The sequence below is a fragment of the Capsulimonas corticalis genome (assembly GCF_003574315.2).
Lineage (GTDB): Bacteria > Armatimonadota > Armatimonadia > Armatimonadales > Capsulimonadaceae > Capsulimonas > Capsulimonas corticalis.
Genome location: NZ_AP025739.1, coordinates 972,086 through 987,739 on the forward strand (window position 1 = coordinate 972,086; position 15,654 = coordinate 987,739).

Here is a 15,654-nt window from a genome sequence, read left to right on the forward strand (position 1 = left end):
CTAAGAGATTGATATAGGATCGTGACGTAATGATCAGATTTTCGTGGAAGACCGCCGCCCTCGCCGCCGTGGCGCTTGCGTCCTTCCCGCACAGCTCCCATGCCGAAGAACAGCCGCAGGGCATCTTTATCGAGCCCTCGGACAGCACGGGCAAGCGCGTCTATGTCGCCCCGATGGATGGGGCGCAGCACGACACGCCCGAAGGCTCCGTGGTCGTCACGGCGCCGCCTGTCGACACCAAGAAGTTTCCCTTCTTCGGCCACCGCAACGCGGTTCGGTGCGAGGTGACGGACGTCAAGACCGATGCGCCCAAGACCGAGCAGAACGGTCACACGAGCGTCGCGTACCACATCAAAATCAAGGTCGTGGAGACGCTGCGTCCGCTCGCCCAGCCCGAAAGCTCCATCGATGTCGATATCGAAAAGCCCTCCAACTCCCATTCGTTTCTAAGCCAGTGGCTCCCGATCGCGATGGGCGCGCAGTTTGTCGCCGCCTTCGACAACGATCAAGTGCAGGACGCCTTCGATCAAGACGCGCAGTCCGATTCCAAGCAGCTCACTCCCCTCGCCTTCGACCATACGGTCAAGCCGAACTGGCGGGATCTGACGCTATTCAACACCGCCATCACGCAGACCGCGGCGCCCGTCCCCGCCGCGCTCGCGCAGCCGGTCCGGCAGGGCGCGGCCGGGCATCTGTTTTTCCAGCTCGTCGGCGGTTACAACGACAAGATCTACGGCTCCGGCGCCTTCTCTAGCGCCTTCGCGCATTGGCTGCGCGACGCGAAAGTCTCGCCGGCGGCGAAGGCTGAGATTCTCATCAACTACCTGAACGCCCCCATCGACGTCACCAAAGCGTCGAATGTCGCCGCCAACCAGTCCCTCGCCGTTTCCGGCGCCGACGCCATTCTCAGCGTCAGCCGCAGCGCCGACAAGGACGCCAAGGATCAGCTGGGCGAAATGCTGCGCGCTTACAGCGATCTCTTCCTGATGAACGACCGCCCGCGCGGCGTCACCGCCTCCCTAATCGCTCCCAGCGACCGCCGACAGCTCCTGACTCTCGCGGAGCGCAAAGCCGGTCCGGAAACACGCGACGCGTTCCGGGCGTGGCTGAAATAAGAGGCGGCCCTCACACATACATTCCATTCACCACCAGTTGCCGCTCGGCCGGCCAGGCGTTCGTCGGGGTCTTCGGCTTGGGTGAGAATGAGTAGCTGAGCATCTGCGCGCGGTTCCAGATCGAAACGCCGCCGCCCATGCGGCGGCAAACGACGGTCGGGGGCGCGAAGGTATTGTGCAGCATCTGGCGCTCCTGAAGGCCCATCGCCGCTTCGCTCACATGCGCCTTCAGCCAGAGTTTCAGACCGCTGCTGAACCCGATCTCGCTCAGCATCACGAAGGGGCGGCCTTCGATGATGGGGGCGGCGCGGCGGCGTTCGAACTGATAGTCTTCCTCAGAGATCTGCTCCATCAAGCCATGCGGGTCCAGCCGCAGCAGCTCCTCCGGAACCGGATCGATCACGACCCCGATTCCATTGAGCGCGGAGCCCGGATAGGCCGTCGCGACATCATCCCCGTGAATCAGCAGCGCCGGCTGCGCGAAGACTTTATGATTGATCTGAGACAGCGTCTGCCGGATCAGCTCCGGGTCATGCTGCACGAACTTGTGCGTATCGCCGTTCTTCAGGTACAGGTGCAGCTCCAGTTTGGGTGAATTCCACATTTCCCGATCTCCTCTATCTAAAAATCGTTCTCAAATCGTTTGCTGGCGTCGTGTTTGTATCGATATGCTACACGCAGGACATGAAAACGTTATGAAGACGCAAAAAGTTTTCTGAGGTTTCAGCGGCCGATTTCTCCGGGTAAATACCGTCGAATCTCCACGCCGACCGGCGTCGCGGGAGTCCATTTGTCACGTGTTATCCGGAAAGGAACGCCGCATGGAACATGGCGTCGCTGCAGCTTGCCCGCTCGATTCCGCGCTCAAACCGGGATCGCTCGCGCCCGATTTTCGTCTCGCACACCCACGAAACGCCTCCCTTTCTCTTTCCGACTTGCGCGGCCAGCCCGTCGTCCTGGCGTTTTATCCGCCGGGCTGGGACCCGAGTCGCGGGGAGCAGATCGCGCAGTACAACAAGATCCTCACGCAACTGCCGAACCTGCACGCCGAGCTGATGGACTTCGCCGTCGACGGCGACTGGTATGACCTGCGCTTCGCCCGCGAGCAGATGCGCCTGCCCTTTCTCGCGAACCCCGCGCCACAGGCGGAGATCGCCCGTCTTTACGGCGCTGAAGGGTGCGAAGCGCTGTTCGTGATCGACTCCGAAGGCAGAATCCAGTGGAGCTACCGCGCCCCCATCGGCGTGCCGCCCAGAGCCGAGGAGCTTGTGGAGGCGCTGCGGTCGATCGCGCCGCCCCTCAGAGAACAGATCGTCCCGGCGCAGGCTTCCCGAATGACGCTCACACGGCGCGACTTCATCGCCGCCACGCTCGCGACCGCGTTCGCCCTGACTCTCGGCGCGCGCGCCGCGCAGGCGGAGCCGGAAGCGGCGAAGATCGGCGCGAAGCCGATGGCGACCGCTCCGGCTTCCGCAGGCGGCGACACGATGCCGATCACGCTCAATGTGAACGGCGCGGCGCACGATCTCGCCATCGATCCACGCGCGACGCTGCTGGACGCCCTGCGCGAACGGATCGGCATGACGGGATCTAAGAAAGGCTGTGACCACGGCCAGTGCGGCGCCTGCACGGTGCTGGCGGATGGACGGCGCGTGCTTTCGTGCTTGTCCCTCGCGGTCGCGCAGCAGGGGAAAGCGATCACGACCATTGAGGGGCTGGCGCAGGGCGAAACGCTGCACCCGATGCAGCAGGCGTTCCTCTCGCATGACGGCTTCCAGTGCGGCTACTGCACGCCGGGGCAGATCATGAGCGCCGTCGGGCTTCTCACCGAGCCGGTCGGCCCGGAAGACGCCGACGTGCGCGAAAACATGAGCGGCAATATCTGCCGCTGCGGCGCGTATCCCAATATCGTCGCCGCCATTCAGGACGTACGAAAGGCGAACACGAATGCACCCGTTTAGCTACCGGCAGGCGAGCGACGAACAGGCGGCGATCGGCGCCGTGGGCCAGCCCGGCGCCATGTTTCTGGCCGGCGGAACGACCCTGATCGATTTGATGAAGCTGGACGTGCAGACGCCGTCCCAGCTCATCGATATCACGCCTCTCCCATTGACGAAAATCACGGAGTTGCCCGGCGGCGGCGTGAGTATCGGCGCGATGGTCCGCAACAGCGATCTGGCCCACAGCGAGCTGATCATGACCCGCTATCCCGTGCTGAGCGAGGCTCTGCTCTCCGGCGCGTCGCCGCAATTACGCAACATGGCGACCACCGGGGGGAATTTACTCCAGCGCACGCGCTGCTACTACTTCCGGGATGTCACCACGCCCTGCAACAAGCGCGAGCCGGGCTCGGGCTGCTCGGCGATCGACGGCTATCACCGAATCCACGCCGTCTTGGGGACGAGCAGACACTGCATCGCCACGCATCCCTCGGATATGTGCGTTGCCCTGACCGCGCTGGACGCCGTGATCTTGGCGCGCGGCGCCGGCGGCGAGCGTCGTATTCCCATCAATGACTTCTATCTTGTTCCCGGCGATCACCCGGAGCGGGAGAATGTGCTGGCGCCGGGCGAATTGATCACCGCCGTTGAGCTGCCCGCCATGCCCTTCGCCGCGCGCTCGCATTACCGCAAGGTGCGCGACCGGGCCTCCTACGCCTTCGCGCTGGCGTCGGCCGCCGTGGCTCTGGATATCCAGGGCGGCGCAATCCACGACGCGCGCGTGGCGCTCGGCGGCGTCGGAACCAAGCCCTGGCGTTCGCACGACGCCGAAAAGGCGCTGATCGGCAAGGCGCCCGGTCCCGACGCCTACCGAGCCGCCGCCGAGGCGGCGCTGCGCGGGGCGAAGCCGCACAAAGACAATGCGTTTAAAGTGGAGCTCGCGAAACGCACGCTCGTCCGGACGCTCACGATGACCGCGCAGAAGACGGTCTGACGAACGTCCCGGCGGGAGTTTGTTAAGATTTTGGAAGGATCGATTCATGAACGACACCACGAACGCGGCCGGCGCTCCGATGGACACCGCCTCTGTCGGCAAGCCGATGGACCGCGTGGACGGGCGCCTTAAGGTCACCGGCGGCGCGAAGTACGCCGCCGAGTTTCCGCTTCCAAACCTGGCGCACGCCGTCATCATCACCAGCACGATCGCCAAAGGGCGCATTGCGAAGATGGACACGAGCGCGGCCGACGCCGCGCCGGGCGTCATCAAGATCCTGACGCCCATGAACGCCCCGCGCCTGCCGCACGATCCGAGCGCCGGCCCGGGCGGGGAATCTGGCAGCCCGCAAAACCGCAAGCTGAACGTGCTGCAAAACGACAGCGTCAGCTACAACAACCAGCCCATCGGTCTCGCGATCGCGGAGACGCTGGAGCAGGCCATGCACGCGGCGGCGCTGGTTCAGGTGGAGTACGCCGAAGAGAAGCCTCTTCTAGACATGAAACGCGAGAAAACAAACGCGTATCAGCCCAAGTCGGCGAACCAGGAGCCGGCCGACACCCAGCGCGGCGATCTCCATGCGGGAAAGCGCGACGCGAGCAAGAGCGTCGAGCAAACATACACCACTCCGATGGAGAACCACAATCCCATGGAGCCGCACGCGACGACGGCGGTTTGGGACGGCGACGACCATCTGACGGTGTATGACGCCACCCAGGGCGTGTTCGGCGTCCAAAGCGTGCTGTCGCATATCTTCGGCCTGCCCAAAACCAATGTCCGCTGCGTCTCCTACTTCGTCGGCGGCGGCTTCGGCAGCAAAGGGTCCGTGTGGTCGCACATTCCCCTCGCCGCGCTCGCGGCGAAAACGATCCAGCGGCCGGTCAAGCTCTCGCTCACGCGGGCGCAGATGTTCGGCATGGTCGGCTATCGCCCGCAAACAGAGCAGCATCTGATGCTCGCGGCGAAGTCCGACGGCGCGATTACCGCCTCGCGCCACGCAAGCTGGTCTCAGACCTCCACGTTCGATGAGTTCGTGGAGCCGACCGCCGCCGCGACGCGGATTCTGTACGAAAGCCCGGCGCAGGAGACATCGCATCGCCTGATCCGCTTGAACTACGGCACGCCGACCTACATGCGCGCGCCCGGCGAGTCCTCAGGCACCTACGCCGTCGAGACGGCGATGGACGAACTGGCCTACGCGCTGAAGATGGACCCGATCCAATTGCGCCTGCGCAACTACGCCGAAGCCGATCCCGAAAGCAAGAAGCCCTGGTCGAGCAAGTCCCTGCGCGAGTGTTATCAAGTGGGCGCGGACAAATTTGCCTGGAGCCGCCGAACGCCGGAACCGCGCTCGATGCGCGCGCCGGACGGCCGGCTGCTCGGCCTGGGAATGGCGACCGCCACCTATCCCGCGCGCCGCAGCGCCGCGTCCGCCCTGGCCCGTCTGCTGCCCGACGGAACGGCGTATGTCCAGGCCGGCACGCAGGACATCGGCACAGGAACCTACACAATCATGACCCAGATCGCCGCCGACGCGCTGGGCCTGCCCCCGGAGCGCGTCCGCTTCGAGCTGGGCGACACCGAGATGCCGGAAACACCGGTCTCCGGCGGCTCCCAGACAGCCGCCAGCACCGGCTCGGCGGTGAAACAGGCGGGAATGGACACGCGCGACCAGGCGATCCAGATCGCGATCGCCGACCCAGCGTCGCCGCTGCACGGTCTCACGGCGTCCGACATCGACGTAAAAAACGGCATGATGTTCGTCAAGAGCCAGCCGAACAAGGGCGAGACATACGCCGAGCTGATCGCCCGCCAGAAGCTGCCCAAGATCGAGGTCAAATCGCAAAGCAAGCCCGGCGCGGAGAAGGACCAGTACGCCATGCACTCCTTCGGCGCCGTATTCGTGGAGGCGCTCGTCGATCCGGACCTGTGCGAGGTTCGCCTGAACCGGGTCGTCGGCGCCTATGATGTCGGGCGCATCTTGAACGCCAAAACCGCGCGCAGCCAGCTCATCGGCGGCGTGGTCTACGGCGTCGGCATGGCGCTGATGGAGCAGACCGTTCCCGATCCGCGCACCGGGCGGATCGTCAACCGCGACCTGGCCGAATACCATGTCCCGATCAACGCCGATATCCCGGAGATCGACATCGAATTTATCAATCAGCCGGATACGATCTTCAACCCTATCGGGGCAAGGGGCGTCGGCGAAATCGGCATCACGGGTGTCGTCGCCGCCATCGGCAACGCCGTCTATCACGCCACGGGCGTCCGCGTGCGTGACCTTCCGATCACACTGGATAAACTGATTTGAAAAACATCAACCCACCCATGGAAGCATCTATCGGCGTCGTGATCCTCGCGGCCGGCGGTTCGTCGCGCCTCGGCGAGCCCAAGCAGCTCGTCCCCTACCAGGGACGCACGCTCCTGCGCCACGCCGCCGAAACCGCCGCCGCCAGCGGCTGCCGTCCTATCATCGCCGTCCTCGGCGCGAACGCGGGCGCCCTGCGCGCCGAGCTCGCGGGCCTGCCCGTCTGGGCCGTCGAAAACGAAGATTGGGAATCCGGCATGGGAAGCAGCATCGCCGCCGGCGTGCAGCCCCTGACCGACCTGAACCATCTCGACGGCGCGATCATCCTGCTCGCCGACCAGCCCCTCATCAGCCCGGAGTTTTTGCGCGAACTCGTCTTCCAATTTGAAGAAACACTCGCGCCCATCGTCGCATCCGAGTACGACGGAACCCTCGGCGTTCCCGCCCTCTTCGCCGAAACACTCTTCCCGGAACTTCTGGCGTTAGATGGCGCGGGCGGCGCCAAACAATTGATTCAGCAGTACCGCAGCCGCGCGGCCAGCGTGGCGTTCGAAGGGGGATCGGTGGATATCGATACGCCCGAAGACGTGGAAGTGCTGTACCGGATGGCGGCGGGGTAGCGGGGCGGTCCCTATTCCCAAACAAAACCATGAAAGAACTACAATCTATCCTCTCCGCATATCGCGACATCACCCGCGTCGCGGCGCCGGCCGCGCTCGCCACGGTCGTCAAGACTGAAGGCAGCGCTTATCGTCGTCCCGGCGCGCGAATGCTGGTGCGTGACGATGGATCGCGCGTCGGCGCGATCAGCGGCGGATGCCTGGAGGCCGATGTCGTGGAGCGGGCGAAGCAAGTCATAGCGACGGGAGTTTCGCAGTTTGTGCGATACGACGCGCGCGGCTCGAACGGAGATCTGATCTTTGAAGCGGGATGCGATGGGGCGATTGGGATTCTGATCGAGCCGATCGACCGCGCCGCGCGGGCTCTGGACTATATCGCGCACTGTATGGACGCGCGGAAGTCAGGCGCGATGGCGACGGTCTTTCAAGCCGGCGGCGAGTGGAGCGAGACCATCGGCGCGCGCGTCACCGTCGATTCGGATGGGGTGATCTCCAGCGATATCGACGACCCCGAACTCGTATTGGCGATCCAGTACAACGCATGGGAGGCCATGAAGGACGGCGTACGGCGCACCTGCGTCCATGAAACGCCGAAGGGCGTTCAGGAGATTTTGATCGAGCCGATCGAGCCGCCGGTGGCGCTGGTAATCTGCGGCGCCGCGCCGGGGTCCATTCCGCTCGCGCGCCTCGCCGCGCAGATGGGATGGCGCGTCACCATCGCCGACACGCGCGCGGATACGATCGACCCGGAAACCGTCCCCGACGCAGCCCTCGTCACCGCGCCACGCCTCAATCTTCTGAACGCCGTAACCATCGATGCGCGGACCGCCGCCGTGGTGATGACGCACAACTACGAATGGGATTTAGCGCTGCTCACGCATCTGCTCCCCTCGCCCGCGCGATATGTCGGGCTGCTGGGATCGCGGAAACGCGCTGCGCGCGTTTCCGGCGATCTGCTGGACGCGCGCCTCGCGCTGACATCACGGCAGCAAGACCGCTTTCACAGCCCGGCGGGACTGGACATCGGCTCCGAAACGCCCGAAGAGATCGCCCTCTCCATCATCGCCGAAATCCAAGCCGCGATGTCCGACCGCGCGGGCGGAGCCCTGCGCGACCGGCGCGAACCGATCCACTCCTTTGAGACGAAAGGCGAATTATTGGTTGCCAACCGGCCCGCCGGACAAGATCATGCTTGCGCCAGATAGGCGCGCCATCATCGACGATTATGGCTTCGGAAACCACAACTCGTCGTCTTTGACGGAAGGATCGTCCGGGTTAAAGTAGCGATCCTGCCATTTATCAATCCGTTTGAGACCCGAGAACGCATTTGTCCCGAACTTGTCGATAATAAAACGGAAGCGATAGTGATCGTAGACATCAAGGATATTGACCGCATATGCTCGCGCCAGCTCCTGATGCCCACGGACAATCAGGAGGTTCTCATCGTTGTTGTAAGATGCTCGGAAGCCATGGTTATGACTGCCTGTCACTACCACGCACTCCGGCGACATCGGATCGATCACGACGATCTTACTGTGTATGATCGCGTGGGCTTCCGGTCCTGACTTCAATAATTCCTGCTGCCAGAAGGCGAACTGATCGTTGATCGCGCTTGCGGCGGCCACCCGGACGTCGTCGCCGCCACGATGCGTGAGCGTGGTGGTAAAATCGCCGACCGCCTTAGGATCGGTCACAGCGCCGCGCACGAATAGCTGGGGGTTATTGTTCAAACACGTCGCGGCAAACCCTACCACACTGGGCGTTCCCGGCTGAAACTCAAGAAACAAAATGGCGTGTTTCGCCAGAGACATCAGGTGAAACACTTCATCCAAATCCGGCGGCGTTGCTTCATCGTCTCCAGGGCGCGACGCTCGCGCACGCGGCGTATTCGGCGAAAACCACAGTGTGGCGAAACCGCCGTCAATCGGCAGGTCACGGACTCCAGGCTGTGCATTGCTGTTTCGAAACTCCGGGCTCTGGCGAGCGTTATTGTCGAGAGTGTCTGCTTTGAGACGGTTCCAATAATCGAAGTAAGCTGCGGCAAGATCGCTATTTTCGACGACAAGCGCATTGTTCGACTGAGCGCAAAGGCCGGTGTCTGTCCAGTTGGTGCTGCCAAGCAATACAGCCTGTGGCTTCCCATCCTTATCGATATAGATTACGAACTTATTGTGACCGATATGTCCGCTCGGCACGAAGCGATCGATGATATCGATGCCTTCTTTTGCGTGCAGATCTTGTCGCGCTCCTCGATTAGTCGCATCGTTCGGCGCGGTATCGGAGAGGATCAGATGCAGATTGGGTTCATCCAGAAGCATCGCCAGCAGCTCGGTGTCGTTGAGTTCATAAAGAGCGGCGAAGCATGAGCCGCCCTCATCTGCGGCGCGCTTGAGCAATAACTCCAATCCTTCGATGATCTGCCCAGCCAGAGAAATGCGCAGCGGGCTGCCGGGCTGATCGATACGGTCTTTCAGCACGGCGAAGTTAGGCGCTCCGCTGGGTCCGGCGGGCAAAGCATGGGCGAGGGATTGTGTCGAAAGGATACCGAGGTTAAAGTAGGTTCGAAAGCTGCCGCGAAGCGGCGTCAGGGTTACGAGATTGGTTTCAACCGCTTGATCTTCCGCAGGCGTCAGTGCGCCGGGCTCCCCAACCATCGGGACAACGCGGTAAGTGTAGGAGAAGCCGCGCGCGGCGGTCAAGTCGCGCCACTCGAACTTTTGAACCGGCCATTCGTCAGTTGAGTGCTGGGTCCAAGCCGGGTTGCTATCGCCTTCGAATCCCACCCAAGCCGGCAGAGTCACCCATATCCCGTCTCCTTGCTTGCGCTGAACGGAAAATCCCAGGCATTGCGGGATCTTGTTCTCATACCGCCAAACGATTTGCGCGACACTATTGTTCGCGAGAGCGATTGCCTTGGGCATTTGCGTCTCCTCCATTGAGACCAGAAGAATATCGGAATCTGTTTGTCAGGATAGTGCAGATTAGCCGTTCCCTTTACTTGCAGCATCGTAGCCAGCGTCAGCAATAAGTATGCCAATCTCTCATAACCGAGAGGCGCGAATCTCCGTCAATATGTCCTATAATAAATGAGAGATCTTTGTACGGCTAAAGACGACCATGAACAGCATTTGTGTTTTCTGCGGATCCAATGAAGGAGCGCGGCCGGAGTACCGGCAGGCGGCGACGGCGCTTGGGCGGCTGCTGGCGCGGCGTGGGCAGACGCTGGTTTATGGCGGCGCGGATGTGGGGCTGATGGGCGCGGTCGCGGACGCCGCGCTGGCGGAGGGCGGGCGTGTGGTCGGCGTCATTCCTCACTCGCTGGTCGCCAAGGAGATCGCGCACAAAGGGCTGACGGAGCTCCATACCGTCGGCACGCTGCATGAGCGCAAAGTGATGATGGCGGAGATGTCCGACGCCTTTATCTCCTTGCCCGGCGGATACGGCACGCTGGATGAGATGTTCGAGATGCTCACCTGGAGCCAGATTGGAACGCATCTCAAGCCTTCGGGCCTGCTCAATATCGCCCGCTATTTCGATCCCCTGCTCGCGCTCCTGGACCACGCCGTTGCGGAGCGTTTCCTGCACGCCAAGCATCGCGCCATGCTGCTGACGGACGCCGATCCGGCCCGTCTGCTCGATCTCCTCGCGGCGAACCCGCCCGGGCATTATGACAAGTGGATCGACCGTAAACCCGGCGCGGAATAAATCCATGGGCAAACCATCTCATCGTCGAGTTCAGAATTCTGGATGACATGGGTAACATCTTAGCAGTCAATTTCTTACGCTCTTTCAATTTGCAGGAAGGCCCTTTTTTCTTTGGCTACGCCGTTCAATCGCGCAGATATCGCCGACGCCGTCATCTCGAGCATGACGGAAGGATTGATGGTTGGCGACGCCGCCGGGAATATCCTCGATATGAACCCGGTGTCGCTTCGTTTGCATGGCTTTCCGAGTGTCGCGGAGGCAAGACGGCATCTGCGAGAGTTTCCGGATACGTTTGAGTTCTGGAGCACGGACGGGCGCTTTATCCCCGTGGACGAATGGCCGCTGGCCCGCGCCCTCGCCGGAGAACGTTTCACGGATTGCGTGATCGATGTCCGGCGCACCGACACCGGCCTTCAGCGCTGGATCAATTACGGCGGCGCTCCGGTTCTGGATGAGGCCGGCCGTTTGGAGTACGTCGTGCTGACCGCGCGCGACATCACGGCTCAGAGGGAAACGGAGCGCGCGCTCCAGGCGAGCGAGCTGCGCCGGCGCCAGGCGCAGGAGAGCGTCACGACCATTCTGGAATCCATCAGCGACGCTTTCTTTGGGCTGGATCGCAAATGGCGCTTCACCTATTTGAATCCGCAGACCGAGCCGCTGCTCCAGCGCCGGCGCGCGGATCTTCTGGGAAAGAACGTTTGGGATGAGTTTCCAGCGGCGGTGGGAAGTGATTTTTATAAGCAGTACCATCGCGCGATGGGCAAAAACATCGCAGTCGAGTTTACCGAGTTTTATTCTCCGCTGAATAAATGGTTCGAAGTGCACGCTTATCCCACCTCGGAGGGTCTGGGCGTGTACTTCCGGGATGTATCGCAGCAATTGCTTTTGAAGGCGCAGCAGCAGGAAGCCGCCGGGCGCCAGCGCGCTTTTGTGCGGGATGTGCTGGCGAGCGTCACCGATGGCCGCTTGCGTCTGTGCGAAACATCGGCGGAGCTGCCCGACCCGATCGGCGGATCGGGCGACTGGATTCCTCTGCTGCCGGCGAGCGGCATGCGGCGGCTGCGCGATGGGGTCAAGGAAGCCGTGCGCGTGTCGGGCTTCGGCGACGACCGCGGCGACAATCTGGCGACGGCGGCCAGCGAGGCGGCGATGAACGCGATCGTCCACGCCGGCGATGGATTGGGCCGGGTCTGCCGGAACGACGACCGCGTGCAGGTATGGGTCGTCGATCAGGGCCAGGGAATTGCGGTCGAGCATCTGCCGCGCGCCACGCTGGAAAAGGGATACACGACGGCCGGAACGCTGGGCCAGGGGTTCAAATTGATGCTTGCGTCGGTGGATCGCCTCTGGCTGCTAACGGGATCCACCGGAACCACGATCGTGATGGAGCAGGACCGGATCCGCCCCGGCGCGAGATGGCTTGCGGGATAGCTCCCACGCGCTCAAAAATCGAAAGCCGGCGGCCCGGCGTGAAGTCCGTGCGAATTCCGCTCGAACCATGGAATAAACAGTCAAATGAATCCAGAAGAGTTTTCGGGAAAGACAGCGGACGGAGGAGGCGCCAGGTCTCCAGGCGGTTCCGTCCCTCATTCCCAGGCTGCTTCCTATCCCCTCCACGCCATTCTTTCCGCGCTCACCGATCAAATCTTCGTCGTCAACCGGCAGGGGCGGCATCTCTTCGCCAACGCCGCCGGCGCGGCGGCGCTGAAATGCGATCCTGGTGAGATCATCGGCAAAACCGGCGCGGAGCTCGGACTTCCTCCCAATCTGGTCGCGATGATCGAAGAAAGCTGCGGTCACGCCTTCGCCTCCCGACAGACCGTGCATGAGATGGCGATTTTAGAAACGCCTGCAGGCCCCGTGGAGCTCGCCTTTACCTTCAGCCCGATCTTGCCTTCGGACGGCTCGCCCCCGAACGAACTCGTGGTTACCATCCGCGAAGCCGCGCAGGATCAAGAAGCCGTGGAGCAGCTCTGGGCGCGCGTCCATCAATTGCACCATATCATCGACGCCGCGCCGACTCTGATCGCCTATATCGATCGAGACGAACGCTATCTTTTCTCCAACACGAGCTACGCCGGATGGTTTGGCAAACGGCCGCAGGATATCTACGGGCTTGCCGTCAGCGAAGTGGTCGAGCCGGCGCTTTACGATCGCCTGCGGGAGCATCTCCAGGCGGCGCTGCGCGGAGAATACGTCTCCTATGAGCGCCAATGGCGCGCGCTGGACGGCGCCCTGCGGACGCTGCACGTCGTCTACGTGCCGGAAGTCGACGCGCTGGGCGATGTGCTCGGCTTCGTCGCGGTAGTCAACGACATCACCGACCGCGCCAAGATCGGCGAGGCGCTGCGGCAGAGCGAGTTGCAGTACCGGCTGCTGGCCGAAACGATCCCCCATATCGTCTGGATGACCGACCCAGGCGGCGTCATGCAGTACTTGAATCATCGGTGGACGGACTATACCGGGCATCATTTCCAGGACGCTTCCCAGGCGCAAGAAGTGGCCGCCTTTATTCATCCGGAGGACCTGCCGGCGCTGGACGCCGCGTGGGCCGCCGCCGCTCACACCTTGTCCCCGTTTCGCACGGAATACCGCCTGCGCGGCGCCGACGGGCAGTACCGCTGGTTCCTCGTTCATGGCTCGCCGCTCGTTGACAGCAAAGGCGCCATTACCCGCTGGTTCGGCACGTCCACGGACATTCACGAACAGAAACGGGCGAACGAAGAGCAGGCGTTTATGGCCGACCTGATCGACCGCCTCCGCCGCCATCCCGGCGATCCGGAGGAGCTGCTGTGGCAGGTGGTCAATGCCGTCGGCAGGCACCTAAAAGTCGCCCGGTGCACTTATGCGGAGATCGATGTCGCCCGCGATCTGGTGTACGGCTACCGCGATTATCGGGACGGCTATTCGGTCGGCGCCACCGGAGAGTTTCCGCTGTCCCGCTTCGGGCCGGGGCCTCTCGCGGCTCTGATGTCGGGAGAAACGAGCGTGAATCCGGATGTGACGACCTCGCCGATCACCCCCGGCGACTATGGCAAGGTCTTCACGCAAATCGGCATCCACGCATATATCACCATTCCGATGATGAAGGACGGCGTGCCCGTCAGCACATTGTCCGTGCTCTCGGCCGCGCCGCGCGAATGGACGGCGCGGGAGATCGCGCTGCTGGAGGAAGTCGCGGAGCGGACATGGTTCGCGGTGGAAAACGCCCGCCTGAACCGCGCCGCCCAGGACGAGCTCAAGGAACGGCGGCGCGCCGAAGCGGAGATTCTGCGGCTGAATGACGAGCTGCGACGCCGTGTCACGCAGTTCGAGACTTTATTTGACGTGATTCCCATCCCCATTGGCGTCTCCTTCGACCCGGAATGCCAGGTTATTAACGTCAACAAGGTCTTGTCCGAGATCCTCGCGATTCCCGTCGACCAAAACGCATCACTGACGGCTCCGCTTGAGGAGCGCCCCACCGGATATAAAATGCTGCATCAGGGCGTGGAGATTCCTGGGGAAGACCTGCCCATGCAAAACGCCATGCGGCAAAACAACACGGTTCGCGACGTCGAGTTCGATATCGTCCGCGCGGACGGCGCCGTGTTCAACCTGCTGGGTTACGCCACCCCGTTTCACGACGGCGCGGGCCGCGTGACGGGCGGCGTCGGCGCGTTCGTCGATATCACCGAGCGCAAGCGCGCGCAGGAACAGCTCGAAGCTTCCTACGCCCGCGAAGTCCTGCTCAACCAGATCGGCCAGGCGGCGCGCGTCTCCACAGATCCCGATGTCGTGCAGGAAAAGACTCTGGAAACGCTGGGCCAGGGGCTCGGCGTCGATCGCGCGTTCCTGAGTTTCGTCGATTCCGCGCACGATGTGATCCGCACCGGGCAGGACTGGCGCGCCGGCGGGATTCCCTCCATCGCCGGCGAGTATTCCCTTTCCGCGCACAAATTTGTGCTGGACGAGATCTATCGGCAGTATTCGACCATCACGATTAACGACGTACGCCAGGCCGGTCTCACTCCGACGACAGCGGCGGCGTTTCAGTCGGCCGGCACGAAGGCCTTCATCAGCGTCCCGTTCTTCGACGATACGCGCCTGACCGCCTTTCTGACGGTGGCCATGAGCTCCCGTGAGCGCGTCTGGACGCGTGACGAGGTCAGCATCGTCGAGACCGCAGCGACTCAGGTGCGCCTCGCCGTGGAGTCCGCGCGCATCAATCAGCGCGAGCATACGATCGCCGCCACGCTTCAGGAAGCCCTGCAGCCCTCGATCCCGCAGAACGTTTATGGCTTGGACGTCGGTTCTTATTACAAGGCCGCGCTTCAAGAATCGCGGATCGGCGGGGATTTCTACGATCTGTTCGCCATCGACGAGCATACGCACGCGGTGGTGATCGGGGATGTCTCCGGCAAGGGCCTGGCCGCCGCCGCCCAGGTCGCGACGGTGCGCAATATGCTGCGCTGCGTTCTCTACGGCAAGCAAAGCCTCGTGGAGGCGATTACCGATCTGAACGAGACGCTGACGACGCGCGAGCTGCTCTCGGGATTTGTCACCCTCTTCGTCGGGCTTTACGACGCTAACACGGGCGTTCTCACCTATGTCTCCTGCGGACACGAACCGGCGCTGGCGCGCCGCGCCGAAACCGGGGTTACCGAGCGGCTCACTTCGCCCGCGCCGCCGCTCGGCGTTTCGGAGACGGCGGTGTACCAGGAGCAAACCGCGCGCCTCCATGCGGGCGACGCGCTCGTTCTTTACACGGACGGAATCTCCGAAGCCGGTCCCACTCGTCAGGATCTGCTCAACACACGGGGTATCATTGAACTGCTCAACGCGACGCCGTCCGACGCCGGCGCGGTCGCCATCGCACAGCAGATCATCGCCGGGGTGGAGAAACACGCGCAGGGTCGCCAGCGAGACGACATCTGCCTGCTGGTCCTGGTCGCGCGGAGCACGACGCATTAATATCGACACAGGAGTGCGA

General features: G+C 62.9%; 11 protein-coding genes and 1 pseudogene. 10 read left to right on the top strand and 2 right to left on the bottom strand.

Annotated features, from left to right (window positions below; all coding sequences use genetic code 11):
- The first annotated feature begins 29 nt into the window (after positions 1 to 29).
- Positions 30 to 1,115: a hypothetical protein gene (locus tag D5261_RS04210; protein WP_119320831.1), complete on the top strand. Its 1,086-nt coding sequence runs from the start codon at positions 30 to 32 to the stop codon at positions 1,113 to 1,115.
- Between the two features lie 10 nt (positions 1,116 to 1,125).
- On the opposite strand, the gene D5261_RS04215 is transcribed toward D5261_RS04210, so the two are convergent.
- Positions 1,126 to 1,719 carry a hypothetical protein gene (locus D5261_RS04215; RefSeq protein WP_119320832.1) on the bottom strand — a complete coding sequence of 198 codons (594 nt, stop codon included), beginning with the start codon at positions 1,717 to 1,719 and terminating at the stop codon, positions 1,126 to 1,128.
- Between the two features lie 217 nt (positions 1,720 to 1,936).
- Between D5261_RS04215 and D5261_RS33350 the strand changes: the two are divergent.
- From D5261_RS33350 to D5261_RS04240, 6 genes and pseudogenes are all read left to right on the top strand, one after another.
- Positions 1,937 to 2,344, top strand: a pseudogene (locus D5261_RS33350) (redoxin domain-containing protein); the annotation flags it as partial.
- A gap of 105 nt (positions 2,345 to 2,449) precedes the next feature.
- On the top strand, positions 2,450 to 3,076 hold the full coding sequence (locus D5261_RS33355; protein WP_354673122.1) for a (2Fe-2S)-binding protein: 627 nt from the start codon (positions 2,450 to 2,452) through the stop codon (positions 3,074 to 3,076).
- A complete protein-coding gene (locus tag D5261_RS04225; protein ID WP_119320834.1) occupies positions 3,063 to 4,049 on the top strand; it encodes an FAD binding domain-containing protein in 987 nt (328 codons plus the stop codon). Before D5261_RS33355 ends, D5261_RS04225 begins: the two co-directional genes overlap by 14 nt.
- A 46-nt stretch (positions 4,050 to 4,095) precedes the next feature.
- Positions 4,096 to 6,360, top strand: a complete 2,265-nt coding sequence (locus D5261_RS04230; RefSeq protein ID WP_218025554.1) for a xanthine dehydrogenase family protein molybdopterin-binding subunit — start codon at positions 4,096 to 4,098, stop codon at positions 6,358 to 6,360.
- Complete coding sequence (locus D5261_RS04235; RefSeq protein WP_218025555.1) at positions 6,357 to 6,977, top strand: nucleotidyltransferase family protein; 621 nt, start codon at positions 6,357 to 6,359, stop codon at positions 6,975 to 6,977. Before D5261_RS04230 ends, D5261_RS04235 begins: the two co-directional genes overlap by 4 nt.
- A gap of 29 nt (positions 6,978 to 7,006) precedes the next feature.
- Positions 7,007 to 8,182, top strand: coding sequence for an XdhC family protein (locus tag D5261_RS04240; RefSeq protein WP_119320836.1), 1,176 nt, complete (start codon positions 7,007 to 7,009; stop codon positions 8,180 to 8,182).
- Between the two features lie 18 nt (positions 8,183 to 8,200).
- Here the strand turns inward: D5261_RS04240 and D5261_RS04245 are convergent, their stop codons facing one another.
- On the bottom strand, positions 8,201 to 9,898 hold the full coding sequence (locus D5261_RS04245) for a phospholipase D-like domain-containing protein (RefSeq protein ID WP_165864099.1): 1,698 nt from the start codon (positions 9,896 to 9,898) through the stop codon (positions 8,201 to 8,203).
- Between the two features lie 196 nt (positions 9,899 to 10,094).
- Between D5261_RS04245 and D5261_RS04250 the strand changes: the two genes are divergently transcribed.
- The 3 genes from D5261_RS04250 to D5261_RS04260 all read left to right on the top strand — a co-directional run bounded on the left by D5261_RS04250 (position 10,095) and on the right by D5261_RS04260 (position 15,635).
- Entirely contained in the window at positions 10,095 to 10,682 is a 588-nt protein-coding gene (locus tag D5261_RS04250) for an LOG family protein (protein ID WP_119320838.1), read from the top strand.
- Positions 10,683 to 10,793: 111 nt separating this feature from the next.
- Positions 10,794 to 12,113: a PAS domain-containing protein gene (locus D5261_RS04255; protein WP_119320839.1), complete on the top strand. Its 1,320-nt coding sequence runs from the start codon at positions 10,794 to 10,796 to the stop codon at positions 12,111 to 12,113.
- An 84-nt stretch (positions 12,114 to 12,197) separates the two neighbouring features.
- Positions 12,198 to 15,635 carry a SpoIIE family protein phosphatase gene (locus D5261_RS04260; protein ID WP_119320840.1) on the top strand — a complete coding sequence of 1,146 codons (3,438 nt, stop codon included), beginning with the start codon at positions 12,198 to 12,200 and terminating at the stop codon, positions 15,633 to 15,635.
- Positions 15,636 to 15,654 lie beyond the last annotated feature (19 nt).

Coding starts and splice junctions, on each gene's coding strand:
- D5261_RS04210 (WP_119320831.1), top strand. CDS start 30: ATGATCAGATTTTCGTGGAAGACCGCCGCCCTCGCCGCCGTGGCGCTT.
- D5261_RS04215 (WP_119320832.1), bottom strand. CDS start 1,719: ATGTGGAATTCACCCAAACTGGAGCTGCACCTGTACCTGAAGAACGGC.
- D5261_RS33355 (WP_354673122.1), top strand. CDS start 2,450: ATGACGCTCACACGGCGCGACTTCATCGCCGCCACGCTCGCGACCGCG.
- D5261_RS04225 (WP_119320834.1), top strand. CDS start 3,063: ATGCACCCGTTTAGCTACCGGCAGGCGAGCGACGAACAGGCGGCGATC.
- D5261_RS04230 (WP_218025554.1), top strand. CDS start 4,096: ATGAACGACACCACGAACGCGGCCGGCGCTCCGATGGACACCGCCTCT.
- D5261_RS04240 (WP_119320836.1), top strand. CDS start 7,007: ATGAAAGAACTACAATCTATCCTCTCCGCATATCGCGACATCACCCGC.
- D5261_RS04245 (WP_165864099.1), bottom strand. CDS start 9,898: ATGCCCAAGGCAATCGCTCTCGCGAACAATAGTGTCGCGCAAATCGTT.
- D5261_RS04250 (WP_119320838.1), top strand. CDS start 10,095: ATGAACAGCATTTGTGTTTTCTGCGGATCCAATGAAGGAGCGCGGCCG.
- D5261_RS04260 (WP_119320840.1), top strand. CDS start 12,198: ATGAATCCAGAAGAGTTTTCGGGAAAGACAGCGGACGGAGGAGGCGCC.